The sequence below is a fragment of the Lebetimonas sp. JS085 genome (assembly GCF_000523295.1).
Taxonomy (GTDB): Bacteria; Campylobacterota; Campylobacteria; order Campylobacterales; family Nautiliaceae; genus Lebetimonas.
In genome coordinates, this window is the sequence record NZ_ATHR01000001.1 from 1,214,414 (window position 1) to 1,237,326 (window position 22,913).

The 22,913-nt window shown below is 29.2% G+C and carries 25 protein-coding genes; 14 read left to right on the forward strand and 11 right to left on the reverse strand.

Annotated elements, in window-relative coordinates; all coding sequences use genetic code 11:
• Positions 1–18: 18 nt before the first annotated feature.
• Positions 19–1,083, forward strand: coding sequence for an aminofutalosine synthase MqnE (gene mqnE / locus DZ68_RS0106840; protein ID WP_024787879.1), 1,065 nt, complete (start codon positions 19–21; stop codon positions 1,081–1,083).
• Here the strand turns inward: mqnE and DZ68_RS0106845 are convergent.
• From DZ68_RS0106845 to DZ68_RS0106865, 5 genes are read right to left on the reverse strand one after another with little or no spacing between them, the layout of a single operon-like run.
• On the reverse strand, positions 1,074–1,430 hold the full coding sequence (locus DZ68_RS0106845; RefSeq protein WP_024787880.1) for a response regulator: 357 nt from the start codon (positions 1,428–1,430) through the stop codon (positions 1,074–1,076). The genes mqnE and DZ68_RS0106845 overlap by 10 nt on opposite strands.
• A complete protein-coding gene (locus DZ68_RS0106850) occupies positions 1,430–4,516 on the reverse strand; it encodes an ATP-binding protein (protein ID WP_024787881.1) in 3,087 nt (1,028 codons plus the stop codon). The genes DZ68_RS0106845 and DZ68_RS0106850 overlap by 1 nt, the downstream gene beginning before the upstream one ends.
• Positions 4,513–4,893, reverse strand: a complete 381-nt coding sequence (locus DZ68_RS0106855) for an SEL1-like repeat protein (RefSeq protein WP_024787882.1) — start codon at positions 4,891–4,893, stop codon at positions 4,513–4,515. Before DZ68_RS0106855 ends, DZ68_RS0106850 begins: the two co-directional genes overlap by 4 nt.
• Entirely contained in the window at positions 4,890–5,870 is a 981-nt protein-coding gene (locus DZ68_RS0106860) for an Hpt domain-containing protein (protein WP_024787883.1), read from the reverse strand. The genes DZ68_RS0106855 and DZ68_RS0106860 overlap by 4 nt, the downstream gene beginning before the upstream one ends.
• Positions 5,870–6,295, reverse strand: coding sequence for a PAS domain-containing protein (locus tag DZ68_RS0106865; protein WP_024787884.1), 426 nt, complete (start codon positions 6,293–6,295; stop codon positions 5,870–5,872). The genes DZ68_RS0106860 and DZ68_RS0106865 overlap by 1 nt, the downstream gene beginning before the upstream one ends.
• A 78-nt stretch (positions 6,296–6,373) precedes the next feature.
• Here DZ68_RS0106865 and rplI point away from each other — a divergent pair, with 78 nt between their 5' ends.
• Genes rplI through DZ68_RS0106925 form a run of 12 tightly spaced genes read left to right on the forward strand, consistent with a single transcriptional unit; the run spans position 6,374 to position 17,706 of the window.
• Positions 6,374–6,814: a 50S ribosomal protein L9 gene (gene rplI / locus DZ68_RS0106870; RefSeq protein ID WP_024787885.1), complete on the forward strand. Its 441-nt coding sequence runs from the start codon at positions 6,374–6,376 to the stop codon at positions 6,812–6,814.
• Positions 6,814–7,365: an ATP-dependent protease subunit HslV gene (hslV, locus tag DZ68_RS0106875; RefSeq protein WP_024787886.1), complete on the forward strand. Its 552-nt coding sequence runs from the start codon at positions 6,814–6,816 to the stop codon at positions 7,363–7,365. Before rplI ends, hslV begins: the two co-directional genes overlap by 1 nt.
• A complete protein-coding gene (gene hslU, locus DZ68_RS0106880) occupies positions 7,362–8,675 on the forward strand; it encodes an HslU--HslV peptidase ATPase subunit (RefSeq protein WP_024790926.1) in 1,314 nt (437 codons plus the stop codon). The genes hslV and hslU overlap by 4 nt, the downstream gene beginning before the upstream one ends.
• Positions 8,676–8,683: 8 nt before the next feature.
• A complete protein-coding gene (gene era / locus DZ68_RS0106885; RefSeq protein ID WP_024787888.1) occupies positions 8,684–9,565 on the forward strand; it encodes a GTPase Era in 882 nt (293 codons plus the stop codon).
• The gene (locus DZ68_RS0106890) at positions 9,562–11,127 is read left to right on the forward strand and encodes a hypothetical protein (RefSeq protein WP_024787889.1); all 1,566 of its coding nucleotides are present in this window, start codon (positions 9,562–9,564) and stop codon (positions 11,125–11,127) included. The genes era and DZ68_RS0106890 overlap by 4 nt, the downstream gene beginning before the upstream one ends.
• Positions 11,124–11,738, forward strand: coding sequence for a hypothetical protein (locus DZ68_RS0106895; RefSeq protein WP_024787890.1), 615 nt, complete (start codon positions 11,124–11,126; stop codon positions 11,736–11,738). The genes DZ68_RS0106890 and DZ68_RS0106895 overlap by 4 nt, the downstream gene beginning before the upstream one ends.
• A complete protein-coding gene (locus tag DZ68_RS0106900; RefSeq protein WP_156919581.1) occupies positions 11,735–12,157 on the forward strand; it encodes a hypothetical protein in 423 nt (140 codons plus the stop codon). The genes DZ68_RS0106895 and DZ68_RS0106900 overlap by 4 nt, the downstream gene beginning before the upstream one ends.
• Complete coding sequence (locus DZ68_RS0106905; protein WP_024787892.1) at positions 12,154–13,506, forward strand: type II secretion system protein GspD; 1,353 nt, start codon at positions 12,154–12,156, stop codon at positions 13,504–13,506. The genes DZ68_RS0106900 and DZ68_RS0106905 overlap by 4 nt, the downstream gene beginning before the upstream one ends.
• The gene (locus tag DZ68_RS0106910) at positions 13,490–14,215 is read left to right on the forward strand and encodes an AAA family ATPase (RefSeq protein WP_024787893.1); all 726 of its coding nucleotides are present in this window, start codon (positions 13,490–13,492) and stop codon (positions 14,213–14,215) included. The genes DZ68_RS0106905 and DZ68_RS0106910 overlap by 17 nt, the downstream gene beginning before the upstream one ends.
• Positions 14,215–14,982, forward strand: a complete 768-nt coding sequence (locus DZ68_RS0106915) for a hypothetical protein (RefSeq protein ID WP_024790928.1) — start codon at positions 14,215–14,217, stop codon at positions 14,980–14,982. The genes DZ68_RS0106910 and DZ68_RS0106915 overlap by 1 nt, the downstream gene beginning before the upstream one ends.
• Positions 14,975–15,772 carry an HDOD domain-containing protein gene (locus tag DZ68_RS0106920; protein ID WP_024787895.1) on the forward strand — a complete coding sequence of 266 codons (798 nt, stop codon included), beginning with the start codon at positions 14,975–14,977 and terminating at the stop codon, positions 15,770–15,772. Before DZ68_RS0106915 ends, DZ68_RS0106920 begins: the two co-directional genes overlap by 8 nt.
• Entirely contained in the window at positions 15,769–17,706 is a 1,938-nt protein-coding gene (locus tag DZ68_RS0106925; RefSeq protein ID WP_024790929.1) for a ribonuclease R family protein, read from the forward strand. The genes DZ68_RS0106920 and DZ68_RS0106925 overlap by 4 nt, the downstream gene beginning before the upstream one ends.
• On the opposite strand, the gene DZ68_RS0106930 is transcribed toward DZ68_RS0106925, so the two are convergent.
• On the reverse strand, positions 17,703–18,935 hold the full coding sequence (locus DZ68_RS0106930) for an OmpP1/FadL family transporter (RefSeq protein ID WP_024787896.1): 1,233 nt from the start codon (positions 18,933–18,935) through the stop codon (positions 17,703–17,705). The two genes, DZ68_RS0106925 and DZ68_RS0106930, sit on opposite strands and share 4 nt — an antisense overlap.
• 46 nt (positions 18,936–18,981) lie before the next feature.
• Between DZ68_RS0106930 and DZ68_RS0106935 the strand changes: the two genes are divergently transcribed.
• Complete coding sequence (locus DZ68_RS0106935) at positions 18,982–19,899, forward strand: DNA polymerase III subunit delta (RefSeq protein ID WP_024787897.1); 918 nt, start codon at positions 18,982–18,984, stop codon at positions 19,897–19,899.
• Here DZ68_RS0106935 and DZ68_RS0106940 read toward each other — a convergent pair.
• The 5 genes from DZ68_RS0106940 to DZ68_RS0106960 form a co-directional block, all read right to left on the reverse strand.
• Positions 19,877–20,239, reverse strand: a complete 363-nt coding sequence (locus DZ68_RS0106940) for a nitrous oxide-stimulated promoter family protein (RefSeq protein WP_024787898.1) — start codon at positions 20,237–20,239, stop codon at positions 19,877–19,879. The genes DZ68_RS0106935 and DZ68_RS0106940 overlap by 23 nt on opposite strands.
• 38 nt (positions 20,240–20,277) lie before the next feature.
• Positions 20,278–20,775, reverse strand: a complete 498-nt coding sequence (locus tag DZ68_RS0106945; protein ID WP_024787899.1) for a tRNA (cytidine(34)-2'-O)-methyltransferase — start codon at positions 20,773–20,775, stop codon at positions 20,278–20,280.
• On the reverse strand, positions 20,768–20,896 hold the full coding sequence (locus DZ68_RS0106950; RefSeq protein ID WP_024787900.1) for a hypothetical protein: 129 nt from the start codon (positions 20,894–20,896) through the stop codon (positions 20,768–20,770). The genes DZ68_RS0106945 and DZ68_RS0106950 overlap by 8 nt, the downstream gene beginning before the upstream one ends.
• Before the next feature lie 108 nt (positions 20,897–21,004).
• A complete protein-coding gene (purU, locus tag DZ68_RS0106955) occupies positions 21,005–21,832 on the reverse strand; it encodes a formyltetrahydrofolate deformylase (protein ID WP_024790930.1) in 828 nt (275 codons plus the stop codon).
• A gap of 2 nt (positions 21,833–21,834) precedes the next feature.
• Positions 21,835–22,899 (reverse strand): CCA tRNA nucleotidyltransferase, encoded by a 1,065-nt coding sequence (locus tag DZ68_RS0106960; protein WP_024790036.1) that lies wholly within the window; start codon positions 22,897–22,899, stop codon positions 21,835–21,837.
• Positions 22,900–22,913: the final 14 nt, after the last annotated feature.

Consider the following 22,913-nt stretch of genomic DNA (forward strand, 5'->3'; position numbering starts at 1 on the left):
AAAAAATAAAAAGGATTGGTGTTGATTTTGAAAAAATTGAAAAATCGTGAAAAATTGTCTTTAAAAGAAGCGGCTAAATTATATGATATGGACCTTTTTACCTTAGGGGAAACGGCTAATACAATAAGGGAAAAAAAATTTGGCAAAAAAACATATTTTAATATCAACAGGCATATAAATCCGAGCAATATTTGTAAAGATGTCTGTAAATTCTGTGCTTTTTCCGCCCATAGAAAAAATCCCAATCCCTATACGTTAAGTATTGAAGAATGTGTTGAAATTGCTAAAAACGCTTATGCCAAAGGGGCAAAAGAGGTTCATATAGTATCGGCGCATAATCCGTATGTGGGGTATGAGTATTATATGAATATAGTAAAAGCCATAAGAGGGGAACTTCCAGATATTCATATAAAAGCGTTTACGGCCGCTGAGGTTAATTTTTTTAGCGGACTAAGTGGAAAAAGTTATGAAAAAGTGCTTGATGATATGATTGAAGCCGGCGTTGATTCCATGCCCGGGGGCGGGGCTGAAATATTTGATGAAAAAATTAGGGCTAAAATCTGCAAAGACAAAGTGAGCAGTGAAAACTGGCTTAAAATTCATGAACTTTGGCATAAACGCGGGAAAAAATCAAATGCAACCATGCTGTTCGGACATATTGAAAACAGAGCCCACAGGATTGATCATATATTAAGAATAAGGGATTTACAGGAAAAAACAGGCGGTTTTAACGCATTTATACCTCTTGTTTATCAGCGAAAAAACAATTATTTAAATGTAAAAAAATTTTTAAGCGGGGTGGAAATTTTAAAAACTATGGCAATAAGCAGAATTTTACTTGAAAATGTTCCTAATATTAAAGCGTATTGGGTCACTACGACGCTTAATTTGTCTCTTGTGGCGCAAAATTACGGGGCAAACGATATTGACGGAACGATTGAAAAAGAATCAATTAATTCAGCGGCCGGCGCTAATTCGGCAAACGGTTTGAAACTTGACGAACTTGTGCATCTTATAAAAGACAGCGGATATATCCCCGTAGAGAGGGATAGTTTATATAACGAATTGAAAATTTATAAATAAGAGGCGATTTTATCTAAAAGAATAGACGGATTGATAGGCTTTATTATTACTTCCTTTGCACCTTTGTTTAATGCTTCAACTCTTTTTGAATCGTCTGTAGTTAAAACAATAACCGGTATGTTCATGTATTCCGGTTTTTTGGAAGGAAGAATTTCCAAAAAATCCAATCCTCCCATTAACGGCATTACCAAATCTAAAAGGATGATATCTATGTCCGGGGTTAATTTATTTAATGCATCTATCCCGTTTTCTGCTTCGATAATTTCATAATCTCCTTTTTTTAATATAGCTTCCAATAATTTTCTGTTTGTGGCGTCATCATCCACTATAAGAATTTTTTTTGCCATTATTTAACCTTTTTAATAGAATTTAGAATATTTTCAGGTAACAAATCTTTTATTATTACGTCTGCTTCTATATCTGTATCGCTTAAAGCAATGATTTTTGTATTGTTGTTTTTTAAGGTTGATATTAATTTTTTAATATCAGAATTATTGAACCCGTTTTCTATCAATACAATATTTTTAGCATTTGAATTAAGTAAATTTGACAATTCTTTAATACTTTTTGCAATTTTAGCTTCAGGAATTATGCTTTTTAAATACTGGGCAAGTAAATCTGTATCCGAAGCAATTATAATATTTTCTTCTTTTTGAATGTTTTGTGGATTTTCCTCAATATTTTTTTCATTTGTTTTTTCTGTTTCCAAACCTTTATAATTTTGTAAATTTTCTTCTTTTTCAAAAGTTTTTGAATATTTGTTTTTGGAGACATTTTCAATCACTCTTAAGAGTTCTTCTTTTTTTATCGGTTTTGAAATATAATCATCCATACCGGCGCCTAAAAATCTTTCCCTGTCTCCTTTTAATACATTGGCCGTAACGGCAATAACAGGAGTATGAGGTATTTCTTCTTCTTCTTCAAATTCAAGTATTTCCTGAGTCGCCTCAATACCGTCCATTACAGGCATTTGTGCATCCATAAATATAACGTCGTATTTATCAGAATTTGAAGAATATTTATTAAACGCTTCCAATCCGTTATGGGCTAAATCTGTTTTTACGCCAAGCCCTTTTAAAGTAGTTTCCAATAATTTCATATTAATCGGATTATCTTCTGCAATTAATGCATGAAGTTCATAAATAGGTTTTTCAATTTCAGCTTTTTTTACTTCTCTTTGTATTTTTTCTTTTGTAAACAATGCTGCATTATAGAATTTTGAAGGAACGTTCGGGTCATAAATATTAAACTGTTTAAAATCAAGATTGTCTATTTCTTTTTTATAAGCCAGGGAAGAAATTAAAATTACGGGATAATTTACATGTTCCAATTCTTTAATTTTATCTTTTTCACTTTCTTCATAAAAGATTGTTACAGCGTCAATAATTTCGTTTTTTGACAATTTGTTCAGTTCATTGACATCATTGAAGCCGATTTTATTAATTCCGAAGAAGTTTAAATATTCAAGGCTTAAATCTTTTCTTTTTGTGTCTTTAAAAGTGTTAAGAATAGCAAATGTTAAATTTGAGAATATATTTTTTCTGTATTTAGGTGTTGCATCGGCAATATTAAACCATAAATCAAAATAAAATTTACTTCCTCTGTTTATTTCACTCTCAACCTTTATTTCTCCTCCCATCATTTCAATATAGGATTTAACGATGGTAAGACCGAGTCCTGTTCCTCCGTATTTTCTTGTTACGCTTTCGTCAGCCTGGGCAAATGCTTCAAATATTTTGTTTTTCTGCTCTTCGCTCATTCCTATACCGGTGTCTTTTACTTCAAAATAAATATTTGCCCTGTTTTCCCTGATTTCCTGGAGTCTGACATTTACTTCTATAGTTCCGTTTTTATGTGTAAATTTAATGGCGTTGTTTATTAAGTTGGTTAAAATTTCTTTTATTTTTAATACGTCTCCTCTTACAACAGAAGGAATGTCAGGCGAAATATATGACACGTATTCGATTTCTTTTTGTGCGCAAGGGGTCGTAAATACTTCCAATGTATTTTCTATTTCATCTTCTATTTTAAAATCTATTTCTTCTAATGTTAATTTATTACTTTCGATTTTTGAAACATCCAGAATGTTATTTACTATTTGCAATAGGTTTTCGGCACTTTGAGCGATAGTGTTTATATAATCCTGTTGTTCGGGTGTGAGTTCTGTTGTTTTAAGAAGTTCCAAAAATCCCAAAATACCGTTAAGAGGTGTTCTGATCTCATGAGACATATTTGCAAGGAATAAAGATTTTGCTTTTGAAGCTTCTTCGGATTTTTTAACGGCTTCTTGTGTAATGGCGATGGCTTCTTCTGTAATTTTCAAAGCTTCATTCATACCTTTAGGGGTATTGATATCTATTTGAACATTTTCACCTGTAATAGGTGCCAATTTGTTTAATGTGTTTGATAATGCTTTAATATGTGACCTTATAGTTTTATCGATATAAAAACCTAAAATTAAAATCAATATGGCAATAATAAAAATCACTATTGCAATATTCCTTTTTTTTATAGAATTTGAAATCAGATTGTCAATTTGTTTATTAATATCACCGTTTATCATATTTACGCTGTTTTTAAAATAAGAAATTCTTTTTGTGAAAATATTGAAATAGTCAATTGCGTCAATAGGATAACCTTCAAAGTCATTATTTAAATAATAACCCATATTTGTTTGCTGAATGTAAAAAATAGTATCTTTAATGGCTTTTTCTATTCTTTTAAACTGTTTATCTTTAAAAAATTCTTTTGCCTTTGGATTTTTGCTCAAATTGGTAATTAATATATTTGAATCATGATAATATTTCATTAAAATGTTTTCATAATCCTTGTCACTCATAGGCTTGTCCGCTGTAATATAATATGAACCGAAACCTCTTGTAATACCTGAATATGCAATCATTTTGTCAAGTTCGAGTTTTAAAGCAAAATTCAGTTTTACCGTTTGAGGGAAATGTTGAAATATTTTAGCTTCAGTGTTCAATATCTGATTTTCAAGATTTGTATAATATGTAAAAAAATATGTGTGAATATAATCAGTTGAAAACGAATCTATTTTTTTTCTTATGTTTGGTAAATTGTTTAATAAATTCAAAATATTTTTGCTGTCACTGTAAAATTCGGGATTTTTATTTAAAAATTTCTTCAAATCATATATTGCCGTATCAAAAAGTTTTCTTTTTTGCATTAAAAGTTTTTTTGATTCGGGATAATTTCCCTTTGATACAGCATAAATTGAGCTGATACCTCTTTCCTGACCAAGATAAACAAGTAAATTTTCAAGTTTATTACCCAGTTGCAGATATTTAATGTTTAATGTGTTTGATTTATATGTTTGAAATTGATTATAGAGGTTATAGCCGCTCCAACCTATTAAAATTAAAGACGGCAGCCATATTGCAATTGCCAGTAGTTTTGATAATGATAGTTTCATTGTTTTAACTCCTTAAGATTGATTTTTGCGGGACATTTTAAACTGTTTTTTTTAATTAACATTTGTGCTCTGAAATTGCCTAAATTTTTTGCCGCACATAATAAAAGTCTTGCTTTTTTTATGTCTTTCTCAACACCCCAGCCGTTTAAATATAATTCACCGAGTAAATTCAGCGCCTGCGAAGAAGGTTTGTTAGAATTTATGGATGAATTAATTATCTGTTTTAAATAGCTGCCTGCTTCAATAAATAACGTATTTGCTTTTTGCGGGTCTGAATTTAGCAGATGTTTTGCTTTTTGAATATCTTTAAATGCAATAAAATATAAATTTTGAGAAAAGACAAAAGTAATTAAAATCAATAATATGATTTTTTTCATTTATTTTCCTTTAATATATACTGCAAATCATTTAATGAATCAATTTTTGTATTTAGCAGTTTTTCGATAAATTTTTTATCTTTTTGAAATTTTTGTTCGTCCTGTGTTTCCAGATAAACTCTTATGGTGTTTAAGACTATATTTTTAATTTTCGGGTCTATTTCAATATTTTTATTTTCTGATTTTTTATTTTCTTTTTCTGTATTTTTCTTGTTTGTCAAGGGTGAAATAAAATCATAAAATTTATCTGCCAGATTTTTAATAATGCTGATATCTGTTTCTTTTTTAGCTTCTTCATCGATAGTTTTAAAAATTAAGGCAAGATTTGAAAGTCGTAGATTTAAAGAGGCCCCTTTTAAAAAATGGGCTATTTCGTGTATTTCTTTATAATCATGTTTTTCAATGGCTTTATATAAGGCGTCTTTTTTTTCTTTAAACTGTTTTAGCAAATCGTTAAACAGTTCATCGGTCATGTTTTGGTCTATGCCCAAATCTTCCATAGCGGTATTTAATTCTTTTTCAATTATTTCTTTAATGTTTTCTTTTTTTGCAAATATTTTTTCGCATTCGCTTATGTTGTCTTCAAAATTAAGTTCAATCGGTTTTTCTTCCTCTTCTTCTTCGATAATGTTTACTTCCGGCGTTTGTAAAGCCTCCATTATTTCTTCTTTTGGAAGCACTTTCAATTCGTTTAATTCGTTATCCATTGTCGCATGGGAAAGTTCTTTTTCTTCATTATAGGAAAATTCTTCTATTTTTTTCAGATGAAATATATCCAAATTTTTTAATGTTATCAGATTTTCTTTTGTAATTTTGAAAATATTGTTTTTTATCTGTATTGAATTTTTATTTAAAACGGCCATTTCAAGTTCCAGCTGCGTTATAACCTGTGACATTTCTTCCAAAGCTATATTTAATGTGTTTAACAAATTTTTGCCAAGAGCAATTATTTTTCCGTTTTCATAGACAATTAGCATTATTTTTCCTTTTCTTTCATTTCTTTATAAATTTTTTCATATTTTTCTTTATCTTCTTTTGAAACAGGTCTTCTTGCGGCAATATAACCCGTTTTTATACCGTTTTCATCAAATACCGGTTCAATGAAAGCTTCCACCCAGTAATATTTGCCGTCTTTTCTCAAATTTTTAACAAATCCCCTGAATTTTTCATTTCTCTCCAGCGCATCCCACATCTGTTTAAAAACGGTTTTTGGCATATCAGGATGTCTTATAATGTTGTGGGGCTGACCTATCAATTCCTGTTTTGAATAACCTGAGAGTTTACAAAAAGCAGTATTTGCATATGTAATTATACCTTTTAAATCTGTTTTACTTATTATAGGTCTTCCAAATACTCCAACATCTTCGAATGTGACTTCTTCATCAATAGGGGTAGGTTTCATAATTAAACCTTTGTTAATTTTATTTTTGCTATTTTAACTAAAATTTAGTAAAATGCAAATAAAAAAAAAGGTTTTTTAATGAAAGTGTTATTAATCAAAGATGTAAGAGGACTTGGAAAAGCAGGAGAAATTAAAAATGCGAAAGACGGATATGCAAGAAATTTTTTAATTCCAAAAGGTTTTGCAAAACTTGCAACCCCGGAAGTTATAAAAGAGTGGGAAGAAGAGCAGAAAATAAAAGAAGAAGCTTTAAAAACGGAGCTTGAAAAATTAAGAGAATTAAAGAAAAAAATAGAAAACACACCTGTTGTTATTAAACATAAATTAGGGGCTAACGGGCAGCTTTACGGGGCTATAACAAATAAAGAAATTTCTGAAGTTTTAAAAGAAAAAGGAATAGATGTGGATAAAAAAGATATAGAAGCCAAACAGATTAAAAGCGTGGGGGAATTTAATGTTAAAATAAAATTGGGACACGGTATAAATGCCAATTTAAAACTTATTGTTGAAGGCGAATAATGGAAATAAACTTAAAAGCTACAACAATACTCGGGTACAAAAAAAACGGTGTGGCCGTAATAGGCGGAGACGGACAGGTTACATTTGGACATACGGTATTAAAAGGAAACGCAACAAAAATAAGAACGCTTTACAACGGTAAAATTCTGGCAGGTTTTGCCGGAAGTACGGCTGACGCTTTTATTTTATTCGATATGTTTGAAAACAACCTTCAAAACAGAAAAGGTGATTTGGTAAAATCGGTAATAGATTTTGGAAAAGCCTGGAGAAAAGATAAATACCTAAGGCGTCTTGAAGCCATGATGATAGTGCTTAACCCCGAACATATTTTTATTTTAAGCGGAAACGGAGACGTGGTTGAGCCTGAAGACGGGGAACTCGCAGCTATAGGAAGCGGGGGCAATTACGCCCTCTCTGCTGCAAGGGCTCTGACAAAACACTCAAAATTGTCCCCTGAAGAGCTTGTAAAAGAATCTCTGAGTATTGCGGCGGACATATGTATTTATACAAACCATAATATTAAAATATTAAAAATAGAAGGGCAAAAATGAATTTGACACCAAAAGAGACAGTAAAATACCTTGACGAATATATTGTAGGACAAAAAGACGCCAAAAAAACAATAGCAATCGCTCTTAGAAACAGATACAGACGAATACAGCTTACAAAAGAATGGCAAGACGATATTATGCCTAAAAACATAATGATGATAGGACCGACAGGCGTCGGTAAAACAGAAATAGCGAGAAGAATGGCAAAGATGATGAAACTCCCGTTTGTAAAAGTGGAAGCGAGCAAATATACAGAAGTCGGATTTGTAGGACGTGATGTCGAGAGTATGATCAGGGATTTGGTTAATAATTCTTTTAATTTGGTAAGAGAAGAAATGCAGGAGGCTTCCAAGGAACTGATAGAAGAAAATATAATTGAAGAAATTACAAAAAAACTTTTGCCCCCACTTCCCAAAAATGCGCCCGAATCCAAACAGATGGAATATCAAAACACATTTGAAAAAATGAAACAGAAAGTAAAAAACGGTGATGTCGATCATTTAAAAATAACTATCGAGGTTGAAGAAGGTATTGACGGGGATGACAATCTGCCTCCGGAGATGGTTAAGGCACAGGAAAGCATTGTAAAAATTATAGGAATTTTTAATAAGAATAAAGAAAAAAAGGAAGTAACGGTTAAAGAGGCAAAAGAGCTTTTAAAAAAAGAGGCTGCCGAAAAAGTAATAAGTAAAGAAGAACTTAAAAAAGAAGCTCTAAAAAGAGCGGAAAACGGAATTATCTTTATAGATGAAATTGATAAAATTGCAGCCACCGGAAACCAGAGGCAGGACCCCAGCAAAGAAGGTGTCCAGAGGGATTTGCTTCCGATAGTAGAAGGTTCAACCGTAAATACAAAATACGGATATGTTAAAACAGACCATATTTTATTTATTGCGGCCGGGGCTTTTCATGTAAGTAAACCGAGCGATTTGATTCCGGAACTTCAGGGAAGATTTCCTCTGAGGGTTGAACTTCAAAGTCTTGATGAAGAAGCTTTATATCAGATTCTGACGAAGCCTAAACATTCATTAATTAAACAGTATGAAAAGCTTCTTGAAGTTGAAGGTGTTACTCTTAAATTTACTGAAAGTGCTTTAAGAGAAATTGCAAAATATGCCTTTTTGGCAAATGAAAAAACGGAAGACATAGGTGCCAGAAGGCTACATACCGTAGTTGAAAAAGTCTTAGAAGAGATTAATTTCAGCGCCGATGAATACAATGGAAGGGAATTTATTGTAGATGAAGCTTATGTTAAAAGTAAATTGGACGATATAGTAGAAAATGAAGAAATAACAAAATATATTTTATAAGGAATTTTATGCCAAAAAGTGGCTTCGTAGGTATTATAGGAAAACCGAATGCCGGAAAATCAACATTGCTTAATTGGCTTTTAGGGGAAAAAATAGCTTTGGTTTCCCCTAAGGCGAATGCTTCGAGAAAAAGAGTAAATGCAATTGTCATGTATAAAGACAATCAGATAATTCTTCTTGATACACCCGGACTTCATGAAAAAGAAAAACTCCTTAATAAATTTATGTTAAATGAAGCGCTTAAAGCTTTAAGCGACAGTGATTTAATACTTTTTTTAGCCGACATCAGAGACGATATAAAAGGTTATGAATGGTTTTTGGACTTAAATAAAAAAAATATACCGCATATTTTGGTGCTTACAAAAACAGATTTAGTTTCAAAAGAAGATATTGCAAAAAAAATAAAAGATTATGAAAAAATTTCAAAAGCTCTTAAAATTATCCCTGTAAGTGCCGCTCTTGGAAATGGAAGAGAGGAATTATTAGACGATATTGTTGAATATTTACCGGAACATCCTTATTATTACGACCCGGAAATTATTTCAACAGAAAATATCAGGGATATATATAAAGAACTGATAAGAGAAGCACTTTTTGAAAAATTGGGTGATGAAATTCCTTATGAAACAGATATTTTAATAGAAAAATTAGACGAATATGAAAATTTTGATAAAATTTATGCTACAATTATTGTTGAAAGAGAATCCCAAAAAGGAATGGTTATTGGGAAAAGAGGGAAAAAGATAAAAGAAATCGGAATTTACGCCCGAAATCTTTTAGAAGAATTCAGCTCTAAAAAGATTTATTTAGAGCTTTTTGTAAAAGTTGTGAGAGGATGGAGTAAAAATAAAAAAATGCTTGAAGAACTTGGATATGAGGTAGAAACATGAAATTAAAAGAAAAAATAAAAAATTTTACATCTAATGTTAAGTTTTTAAAAAAATACAATTATGATGTTGATAAAATTATCGGTATAAAAGGCGAAGAAGCTTATATTTTATATGCAGATAAAAAATTATTAAGAATATATAGAGACAGCTTAAAATCCACCCCTTTATTAAATACATATATTCCGATTGAAAATGCCATATTTTATAATTTTGAAATTGATAAAAATATTTTGGAAAAAATAGAACTTGACAAATTTATTGAAACCAAAGTATATGAAGAAACAGGTATTGACGAAACAGAAAAATATGTAATTAAATATAAAATTGTAGATTTGTTAAAAGATGAAAAAAGAGTAATGGTTGAAACGGTAATTGTTTCCCAGACTTTTATAGAAAATCATTTTGAACAAATTTTAAATAAAGTAGGTTATATAGATTATATTTCTTTTCCTGCGTTTTCCTATAAATCTTTATATGAGGAAAAAATTCTTACATTGGCAAATGATATGTTTGTCGTAATTCTTGATGACAAAATATTTATTACATTCTATTCGGAAGGTAAAATTGTAAAAATTGTTACAATTTCCGGCGGACTGGATAAAATATATGAAAAAATATCAAAATTAAATATTGCAAATTTTGATATTGTTGTTTTTCAAAAACTTTTAAAACAAAAAGGGGTAGACCAGAGTAAATATAATTCAAAAGAATTTGTGGTTTACAATGAGCTTATTAAAGAATTTAATATATTTGCAGGCATAATTGAGGATCAGATAAAAAAACTGATAGATATATATAATATAGATAATATTGACAGACTTTTTATTACTACCAAATATGGTAATGTCGAAGGTTTAAACACATATTTTTCAAAATATATCAATATAGATACATTCGATTTTGAATTTTATGAAAATTACAATCTTGACAGACTGCCAATTGATCCCCTTTTATTTTTGGGAATGCTTGAAACACATTATGCTTATAAATATAATGATTTTACGTATAATTTTTCTTTATTTTTGAGAGAACCTACATTTTTTTACAGACCTAGCGGTCAATTTGTATTGAGTGTAAGCGTTGCTACCGTTATTTTTGCAGCCGCCCCGTTATATCTCTATATCGACGGTCTGGTTTATAATCATAAAAACAATATGTTAAATTTACAGATTAATAAATTAAACAAGGAAATTTCTGTCCTTATAGTACAAAAAAACGGATTGGATAATAAAAAGAAATCCATTGAAACCGTAATAAAAAAATTAAGCTATGATATAAAAGAAGATAAAAAATTAATAAACGAAGTTTATAAATTCAAATACTCCTATATCCCTAAATCTCAGGAATTAACAGATATAACACTGTTTATAAATAAAAATAAAGTATATATAAAAAATTTATCATATAAAGAAAATGAATTTATTTTTAATGTTTTTGCCGATAAAGATTCCAATATCGCCAATTTGATAAACGATTTGACAAACAACGGATTTAATGTTTATACAGGGGGTATTGTTTTGAAAAATAAAAAATATATTTCTGAAATTAGGATAAAAGAATGAAAAATAAAAATTTTTTAGACAAATTTTTTGAAAACAAAACAAAAAAAGATGTTTTGTATATTCATATAATTACTATATTTCTGCTTGGATTTATAATTTATTATTTTATTTATCCGTTGGCTTCTTCTTTTAAGAAAAAAGAGGAAAAAAACTATCAAAACAATGTCCAGACTTTAAATCATTTAAAAATACAAAAAAATGTTTATATTACCCAAATTGCAAATTTGCGTAAAACAATAAAAAAACTGGAATTAAGCAAAAATTCTTTACATAAACAAAAGACTTTTTTCGATGATTTAATTTCATTGCTGGATTTTGCAGAATTTAATAAATACAAATGGGCAGAATATGTCAGAAATATTGTATATGATGCAAAAAATGAAGGTCTTAAACTGATGAATTTTGCAAATAGTTTATATAAAGACACAAAACACAGTTATATTAATAAAAAGATGGATATTATAGTGAATGTAAAAGGCGAATATAAAAATTTGATTTACTATATTTACAAATATGAAAATACAAAAGAACTTTTAAGGGTTAATGAATTAAATGCAACCGATAAAGGTGAATATATGATAAAATATACATTGTATGGATACGGAAAATGAAAAAGGTATTATTATTGACAATAGCGGTTTTAGCGTTTGCCTCAAGGCAGGAATATTTGGAATATGCGAATAAATTGGTTACATATAATTTTGAACTAACCAAAATAGGTGACGTAAAATCACCGTTTTTTAAACCTAAAAAATTATTATTTATGAATAAAAAAATAAACAAAAATGTTAAAAAAATAGTGCATATTACTTTGCTTTCTTTACTGAATAACAGTGCATTTATAAAAATAGAAGAATTTATGGGTGATGAAAAGATAAAAGAATATAAAAAATGGGTGAAAAAAAACAGTAAAGTTGAAAACTGTAATGTAGAAAATATTTACAGTGATAAAATCATTTTAAACTGTAATAATAAAAAACTTGTAAAAAAATTAAATGAGAAAACATTAAAAATAAGGATTGAAAAATGAAAAAATTAATAATTATAGTGTTTATTGCTTTAAGTATTTTTGCAAATGCAAATGAATGTAATAATAAATTTTTTTCATATTCAAATAGCATTAATCAAAATGAAAGAATGAGTATAAAAGATTTTTTAAATTTATTGGCCACCCAAAAATGTGGTATAAATATTGTGTATGATGATGAGGAAGCCAAAAAAATTGTTTCAGAGAAAATGCCTTTTGTTAAAATAAAACATTATACATTAAAGCAAATACTGGATTTGCTTCTTTCAAAAAGGGATTTGTTTTATACAGTGGACAATGACATATTGGAAGTAAGTTTTTATAAAACAAAAACTTACAAACTGGATTTTCTCACATCATCAAGAACAGGTGAATCTAATTTGGACGCAACAGACAGCAAGGTAAAAAATACATACAGTTTTGATTTCTGGGATAAAATAGAAGATAACATAAAAACAATTTTAAAAAATACATCTATAGATTTTAAACCTCCGGTAATAGATAAATCCGCCGGTCTTATAACTGTAACAGGTACAAAAAAACAAATTAAAGAGATTGACAAATATGTTGATAATCTTATGAGCAGACTTACAAAAGAGGTTTTAATAGATGTGAAAATTTATACTGTTGAACTTTCCCGTTCTCATAAAACTGGTATTGATTGGTCAAAACTAAATATATCATTAAATAATGCAGCAGTGCCTATGAATCATTTTGCTAGCCAACTTGTTGGAAAAGAATCTATTTTTAATTCTGCAACTTTTAATTTAGATGGATTATTAAATTTCCTTGCTCAAAACGGAAACGTAAATTCACTCTCAAATCCTAAAATAGTAACACTAAACAATCAAAAAGCAATTATCAGCGTAGGGGATACAATAAACTATAAATATGCTTCGAGTGTAGTAAACAATCCTAATGCCTCTCCATCTATTCAATATACAATAGATTCAAAATTTGTAGGTGTTGTACTTGATATTACACCTCAGATTAATGACAACGGAGATATTATTCTCAGTATTGCACCGAGAATCAGCTCTTTTAAAAATCCTAATCAGTTGACTAATCCTAATAGAGACATGCCTCCGGACACAAGAGACAACACAATGCTTAGCATTGTAAAATTAAAAGACAATGATACATTGGTTCTTGGAGGTTTAATTACAAAAGATGATACATTAAACGTAAACGGGGTACCTGTTTTAAAAGAAATACCATTAATTAAATATCTGTTTTCTTCAAGAGAAAAAATTACCAACAGAAAAGAGCTTGTATTTGTGATAACCCCTCATATAATTGACTTTAGTAAGAAAAAAACGCTCAGGGATTTAGGTTTTGGCCAAATTAAGTGAAGCAAAAGAGTTATTCAGAGATGTGGTTGATGTAAATAATTATATTCCTTTGGCAAGTATTGAAAAATTAAAAATTGATTTATTGAATGCCGTTAATCAGAAAGAGAAGATGATTTTTCTCTCAGGGCAGGCAGGCAGCGGTAAAAGTATGGTCTTAAAATCGATATATGAAGAATTGAAAAATGATAAAAATCTTTTTTATATATCGAATCCTTATTTGGAAATAAATGCTATTTTAAATATCCTTAAAACGTTGGATATAAATGAACATTATTTTTTGTTTATAGACGAAGCGCAGTTATTGGAAGATTCTGTATTGGAAAATTTAAGAATTTATGCTGATAAAGGCAATTTAACAGTTGTTTTTGCCACACACGATACAGATTTGAATAAACTACTGCAAAAAAAACATTTTAAAACGAGAATTAATTACCTGTTTAAAACTGTTCCTATTAATGTAGATGAAATAGAATATTTTATTAATACAAAATTGATAAGAACAAATTTAATACCACTCGCCGAGAAATTCAATACAAAACATTATAAAATGATTTATAAATATACAAAAGGCTCTTTAAGAGGCGTTAATCAGTTTATGTTTAAATTATTTGATGTAATGGAATTTTTTTATAATAAATATAATGATGAGATTTTTAAAAATATAAATAAATATATAGAAATAACGCATATGGATTTAAAAGGCATTTAATGCATAAATATGAAAGACTTGAAAAATTATATTATAAAAAAAAATATGTAAAAATTTTTTTTATTTTTTTCTTTATATTAATTATTTTGTTAATTTTTATATTTTTTCTAAAAAGAAACAAAAAACCGGAAAAATCGCCAATATTTAATATAAATGTTTTAAAAAAAGAAGAAAACAATACTCATGGTCATAAAAATATAACAGAAAAAAATTTAACTAATAAAAAAACGCTTTTTTATGAAAAGAATCTAACTCTTAAGAAAGAAAAAAAAGACAAAAACACAACATTAAAAACAAATAATACCAATACTAAAAAAGAAGTCCTCTCTTTTATAGTCCCAAAAGTAAATCTTAATGAAAACAATATTACAACAAAACAAAAACAAACTGAATCAAAAGTGAAAAAAAATGATAAAAAGAAACTTAAAAATGAAATAAAAGCGAAAATAAAAGAAAAACCTTTAATAATCGAAGAAAAAGTAAATATCAACGATTTAATTAAATCTTATAATCAAAATCCGGATTATGATATTGCAATACAGATTTCGAATTTATATTTAAATAAAAATATGTTGGATTTGGCTAAATTATGGGCATTGAAAGCAAATAATTTGAGCCCTTCCAAATATGAAAGCTGGAAAATATTTGCTATTATTTTGTTAAAGAAGAATCAAAAGCAAAAAGCAAAAGAAGTGTTAAAAACATATTTAAATGATTACGGGGATAACGAGAAAATTGAAAAATTATTAAGGAGTATTGATGAATGAACATATTTTTAAAGAGATAAAATCACTTCCGCCTTTGCCAAAAAGTATAATGGAAATTCAGAGAATCACAAATGACGCAAATTCTTCAATTTCTGATTTGGTAAAAGTTGTAAAAGAAGACCCTATGCTTACGGCAAATTTGCTTAAAGCCGCAAATTCTCCGCTTTACGGATTTACAAAACAGATAAAAAGTGTTGATCAGGCTGTTTCGTTATTTGGTATGGCAACAGTTAAAGGCTTCGCCGTTTCTTTTGCAATAAAAAATACGCTTAAATTTGATTTGAGTGCATACGGAGTGGATGAAAATAGATTTCATGATGTTTCAACAAAAAGAAACGCCCTGGTTCTTTACTGGTATAAAAAAAACAGAAAATATCTGGATATATTGGCTACTAATTCATTTTTAATAGACCTGGGTGCCGTTGTTATATCTTTGGTATTAAAAAAACTTGGAAAAGATAATGAATTCAAATCAAAATTAACTATTGACAACAGAAATGAAATAGAAAAAGAATTTGTTGGAATGACAACAGCGGAAGTAAACGCAAAAATTTTTACTCATTGGGGATTTAGTGAAGATTTAACCCTTTCTATGAAAAATATTGATGCTCCAAACGGCACTTATGAAAAAGAAAGTGCATCACTCCTGAGCTTAAAAACATTAATAAATCTCTTAAACGGATTTAATGAAGAAAATGAAAAAAAAGCGATAGAAATCGCCAACAAATATAATTTAGATACAGATTCTTTAAATGTTGCTATTGCTTTAATTTTAAAAGGAAATGATTGAGGGAATTTATATACAAACTTATAAAAGGAATTGACAGAAAAGATATTCCAAGGGATAAAAGAGATATAGTTAATGATTTACTAACTTTAAAAATAGTGACAAACAAAAAAACAATAAAATTAAAGTCCAAATATATACCTGGCAAGGTTGATATCACACAAAAAGGTTACGGTTTTTTAATTCCCCTTTCAAAGGGTAAAGATTTATTAATAGAATCTTATCATTTAAATTCGGCCTCTAAAGGCGATTTGGTAATAGCGGAGAGGCTTTTTAAGAAAAAAGGCCGGCCTAAAGCAAAAGTAATTTACATTATTGAAAAAGCTTTTGCTTACAGTGTGGGATATTTAACTTTTGAAATTAAAAATGCTAAAAAAATTCTTCTTATAAAAAACATTAAAACCAATCTGCCGATTTGTGTAAATGTTACTAAGAAAGCCTTAAAAAAACTTCCTCCAAATGCGGTGTTTAAAATAAATAATTATACTTCTACGATTGAGGAGGTTTTGGGGGTATTGGATGATGCGTGGGTGGATGAAAAAATATCTTTGGCTCTTTATAATAAAAAAGAAGAGTTTTCAAAAAGCGCTATATTAGAGGCAAAAGCTTTTGGAAATTTTATAGATAAAAGTATGTATCCGCAAAGGATTGATTTAACGGAAAAATATTTTTGTACGATAGACCCGGTAAGTGCAAAAGACCACGATGACGCTGTTTATTTTGATATTGGGGAAAATGCTTTATATGTTGCAATTGCAGATGTGAGCGAATATGTTTATTTAAACTCAAATATTGACAAAGAGGCAAAGGAAAGAGGTTTTAGCATATATTTTCCCCATAAATCAGTTCCGATGCTCCCAAGAGAGCTGAGTGAAAATATATGTTCCCTTAAAGAGAATGAAGACAGGCTGGCATTTATTTTTAAAATAACCTTAGATAAAAACAATAATGTAATTAAAGAAGAATTATTCGAGGGAATTATTAACTCCAAAAGAAAATATTCTTATGAAAAAGTAGATGAATTTTTAGAGGGTAATATTGAAAACAGTGATGAAACAGATAAAAAAATTTTATCCTGGCTGATGCCTTTGTGGAATAAAATTCAGAAAATAAGAAGTGAGAGATTAAAAACCGGACTCGATTTTGAAAGTGATGAAATCAAAATGAATTTGGATGAAGAAGGAATGATTGAAGATGTTACAATAGAAAAAGAAACACCTTCGCATTCCTTGATAGAAGATTGTATGCTTCTTGCAAATAAAGCAGCCGCAAAAATGATTGATTACGGTATTTTTAGAATTCATGAAAAACCCTCACGTACTTCAATAGATGAGCTTTATAATAATTTATTATCCCTTGGAATTGAAATAAATGAAAATGAAGATTTTGTAAAAAATGTAAAAGATATACAAAAACAGGCAAAAGAAATGGGCATAAAAAAAGAGATTGATAAATTAATAATAAAATCGCAAAAACAGGCTCGTTACGATGCTGAGAATGTAGGGCATTATGCACTCGGTTTTGATAAATATACTCATTTTACATCACCTATAAGAAGATATTCCGATCTCACCCTTCACAGGCTGCTAAAAGCGGTTTTGAAAAAAGAGGAAAAAATAAAAGATTTTATTTTAAGAAATATTGAGGCGCTGGTCGTAAAAATCAGCGAATTGGAAAGAGAGGCAATGAAAGTCGAATGGGATTTTTATGACAGAAAATATGCCAGAGTTGCTAAAATTAATATCGGAAAAGTTTACAAAGGAATAATCGAAGACACCGAAATTCCTCCTATCGCAAAAATTTTGGAAGATAAACTGCTTGGGGCAAGGGTGTTTTTGAAAGATAAAAAGAAATTTAATTTACTGCAAAAAGTCAATATTGAAATAATTGATTCAAATATTGCAACAGCAAAAATAAAAGGAAAAGTATTGGATTAAAAATCGTAATCCAATCCAAAAGCCATAAGTAAAGCCCCTCCTTTTTTAAATGTTCCTTGAACTGTTTGAATATTGTTTTTTACAGTTCCACTTCTTTGTTTTTGTTTGGCGTAAAGCATAGAAAAGCCCAAACTCATTCTCTCATCCATTTTATATTTAAAGCCTCCTGAAAAAATATTTTTATCACTGTCAGGCAGAGAAAAATCCAATGTAGAGTCCGGTACCGGAGTTTTATCATAAGTATAACCGAGCATTGCCGTCAGTTTTTCACTGCATTTATGTGTAAGTCCTATTCTGTAAGTGTTTGTATTTTTCCAATTTTTAGGAATTGGCGTACCGAAAATGGCTTCTACATACGGATCGTCAAAATTAAAGTCTAAATTTTTATATTTAGACCAGAATGTTCTCTCAAGTACAAATTCCACTGTTGTATTGTTAAAAGTTTTTGCAAATGCAATATTTAAGGCTGCCGGCAGAGGTATTTTTACCCTTCCCTTGGTATTAAAGGTTATCAAAGTGGAAGCGTCGGACGGATTTTTGGTTAATAAATATTTACTGTAATACCCGCTTGCATCTCCGTTTAGGCTCATGTCTATTTTGGAACGGTAAGTAAGTGCAAGTTTAATATCTCTGCTGTCGTTTTGATAAGAAACGGCACTGTTCCATCCAAAATCCACAGAATCCCCGTTTAAATACTGGGAATATAATCCGGCTTTAAAAGCATTTGTCGTCCCTTCACTTCTGAGTGCCCTTACACCAAACGCAACTGCTAAGTTGTTATTTATTTTATAGGCAATATTTGGATTAATTTCAAGTGTTTTCAGTGTAAATTCTTTTGCTCCTAATTCTGGAACTGTATCATCCCATTTTTTTGAAAGTCCGGCCGGGGTTGTTATTGAAATACCCCATCTGAAACTGTTATAATCTTTTGAGCTGAAATGAAACAGAGGAATAAAATAATCTTCTTTTCTTGATTTATAAACGTCTCCGTTATTGTTGTCAAATTCTATCTGGTATAAATGAATATAACTCATTAAAAATTCATAATGATTTTTATTGTCATTAAATGCCATATTGGCAGGATTGTAATAATTGGCATCAGCCCCGTTTGCGTCAGCCACGTTTGCAGCACTTAAAGCCATACCGTCAATGGATTGTTCCGGTATTTTATAACCGTTTGCCAAAAGTAAAACAGATGAAATTAATGAGAATGCTATAATTTTTTTCATTTAATCTCCTTTTAAGTTATTGTATAATTTTAACAAAAAGGTTTATATGAATAAAAAAGAGTTTGATTTATTAAAAGAGATTCCAAATTTTGTTGTGTTTTACGGTAACGAATTTTATCTGGATATGTATCAAAAACAGTTGGAAGAAAAATTTAAAGATGAAAATATATTAAAACTCTATTTTGATGAATTTGATAAAAATACTGCAAAAACACATTTATTGGAAAATTCTTTATTCGGCGGTAAAAATATTTTATTTGTAAAAACAAATAAATGGAATAAAGAAATAGAAGAGCTTAAAAATTATTCAAAAAACAACTACTGTTTTATCTTTTATACGGTAAATAAAAAAATAAAACTCTCTAAAAACGACTTTGTAAGGTTTTTTTCACCTTCTTATAAAGAAATTATAGAATATATTAATTTGTTATCAAAAAAAGAAAATGTTCTTCTTTCAAATGAAGCAAAAAATTTTTTGGCCAAAAGTATTGAACCTCTGTTTTTAGCCCAGGAAATAAAAAAACTAGCCTCATTTAAAAATGAGATATCTTTAAATGACGTAACTGATTTGGTGTTTTTATACAAAGAGGAATCTTTTGAAGATTTGTTTGTAAAAATTTTGAGCGGAGCTGATTTTTTTGATGATTTGAAAATCATATTGGAAACCACAGATTTTAAAAGAATAATACCGGCTTTTGTAAACTATATCACCAATCTTTATCAGTACAATCTTTATATAAAAAAAACAGGCTCTTCAAACCTGAAAAACTTTTTGGGTTATCAGCTCCCTTTTGATATTGAAAAGAAGCGGGTCAATATAGCAATTAAACTAAAAGAAAACGATTATAAAAATTTATTTGATTATCTGTTAAATAAAGAATTGTTAATGAGAAACTCTGATAAAGAAAAAGAAGCTCTTTTTTGGGAAGCAATGATTTGGCTTAAGAATTACCACTCTTTTTAAATAAGTTTTTAAATTTTTTAGCAGCTTTTGTAAGCCCCAGTTTCATTCCTGCATATCTCATCATTTTTGCCATTTGTCTGTATTTTTCTTTTTCATAGCAGGGATTGGGGCATTTTCTGCATCTCGGCTTTGGATTATGAGGGCATTCAGTTAATCTTTCTATTGCATAAGAGAATAAATTATGACATTCTTCACATAAATTTATTTCAAAATTTAATTCTAAATTTTTATAATTTACATTATATTTTTTTATAAACTGGCCGGTATGTTTATCATTACAGTAAATAGGAAAAAATTTTTTTAATGTTTCGACCTCACTTTTAAATTTTTCTTCAGTCATAAGAACCCTTTTTATTTATTATATAAAAAGAGTCTGTTTTATTCATTGATACCAGTCAATTTTCCATTTTCCATTCTCAATTTTCCATTAATAAAATTTTGCCTTATGGCTTCATAAAGTACAATTCCACTGCTGACGGCCAAATTTAAGCTTCTGCCTTCTTTTGTCATTGGAATGGTAATACATCTGCTTTTATATTTATTTAATATATTTTCGTCAATTCCTTTTGTCTCGCTTCCGAAAATGATATAATCTCCCATATTAAATTTTGCCTTAAAATATGGTTTATCTGTTTTAGTAGTGGCAAAATGGCATTTGTCAATATTAATATTTTTTAAAAAATCATCTGTGTTTTCCCATACGGTTAAATCTAATTTGTACCAGTAATCAAGCCCGGCTCTTTTTACGGCTTTTTCCCCGATATCAAATCCAATAGGTTTTACTATATGAAGCTTTGCCCCGGCATTTACACAAAGTCTTCCTATATTTCCCGTATTGGGCGGAATTTGAGGATTAAAAAGTACAACATTAAACATTTTTTTGCCTTTTGATTAAATAACTTAAAATTTTTGCTACAGCTTTTGGTTTTTTTGAAAAAATGTTTTTTAACCTCTCTTTTATAATTTGTTTTTTAATTTCTTCTACATTTTTTTTCATTTCCTACTTCTTTTTTTATCTTTCTTGCTAACTTGGAACTTGGCTTCTTGGCTACTCACCACTCACCACCCCGCCGCTTTGCAAGCGGCCGGGCAAGCTCACTAATCACTATAATATTATTGTTTTGTTTGCATAAACAAAAATTCTATCTTCTATAGCTTTTTTTATTGCACGTGAGAGAACTATTTTTTCAATATCTCTTCCCTGGATTCTCATCTCTTCCCAGCTCATTTCATGGTCTACCCTTATGACGTCCTGTTCTATTATCGGACCGTCGTCAAGATTGTTATTTACGAAATGTGCCGTTGCCCCTATAATTTTCACACCTCTGTCGTAAGCCTGTTTGTAAGGGTTTGCACCTATAAATGCAGGTAAAAACGAATGGTGAATGTTTATTATTTTGTTTGGAAATTTTTCAACAAAATTTGGAGTCAGTATTCTCATAAATTTTGCCAAAATTATATAATCCGGATTTGTTGGCATAATAATTTCAAGCATTTTATTTTCATGCTCGGTTCTGTTTAAATTTTCCGCAGGTACATAATAAAAAGGAATATTGAATTTTTCAACCAAATCTTTTAAATTGTTTCTGTTTGCGATAACCCCGATAATTTCTATATCCAAATCCCCTGAATACTGTTTTATTAAAATATCCCCCAACGCATGTGCCTCTTTAGTAGCCAGTAGGAAAACTCTTTTTTTTCTTTTTTTATATATTCTGACATTGGCACAGGAAACTTCTTTTAAAATTTCTTCTTTTAAATTTTCTTTGTCTATTTTTCCGGTTATTACAGCCCTAAAGAAAAATTTGTTGTTTTCTTTATCCACAAATTCCTGTTGCGATTCGATATTGAAATCATTTTTATATAAAATTTTTGATATTTTATAAATAAGACCTTTTTCATCATTACAGTCAATTAATAATGTATATTGCATTTTTAACCTTTTTTTATAATTATTTTATCATAACTTCTTATTTCGTTTAATATTGAAAATCTCGGATTGTCCGGGTTTATGTTTTTTGGTTTGTATTTTTTATTCCATAAATTTTCTTTTTTCAACCATTTTTCACAGCAGTTAAAGTTTAATATGCTGAATGTATTTAGCGGATATTTCAAAGCCAGGGCGTATAAAAACCTGTTGGTAACGGTTTTTGGACACTTTTTGATTTTTATTTCCCTTTTTAATTTATTTGGCGGATTTAGCTGTTTTATTATAAATTTATTATTTAAATGTTTATAATAAAGAAGATGATACAAAAAATATCCTTCAAGGGGGTTTGATTTATAAATTTTTGCCAAATGGAAAAATTCTTTTTTTGAAAAATCTAAATTAAATAATTTTTTTGCAATTTTTAATATTATAAAATAATAAAATCCGTAGTATAAAAATTTTGAATTAAACATTTTTTCAAATTCTCTGTATATTCTTTCTTTGCTCAAATCGTTTAATTTTATTTCTTGACACAGTTTTACAGTTTCAAAAGCCACTTTAAATTTTAATCTTGAGGCAAACTGCATGGCTCTTAAAACCCTCAAGGAATCTTCTTTGAATTTTTCATTATTTATGTGTCTTATTGTTTTGTTTTTAATATCTTCAATTCCGCCCCAGAAATCCAAAATTTTTCCGCTGAAAATATTTTTCATCAATGCATTCATAGTGAAATCGCGTCTTGAACTTGCTTCTTTTTCATTTTGGATTAAATTTACTTCAAAACCCCTGTGGCCTGGTGATGTTTTCGTTTCCATGCGGGGCAGGGCAATATCGAAATTTTTCCATTTGTATACAAAAAAACTTTTACCTACTCCTTTTGCCCCGAGTTTTTGCATTAATTTATCAAATTCAAGAGGTTTTATATCATAAACTTCTAAATCAAATTCTTTTGGAGCTTTGCCCAGAATCTCATCCCTTACGGCGCCGCCTACAATGTAAACTCTTTTAGTGTAAGGTGCAAAAAATTTTTTTAAAAATTCTAAATCCTTATATAAATCTTCACTCCTCACTACTTACTGCTCAC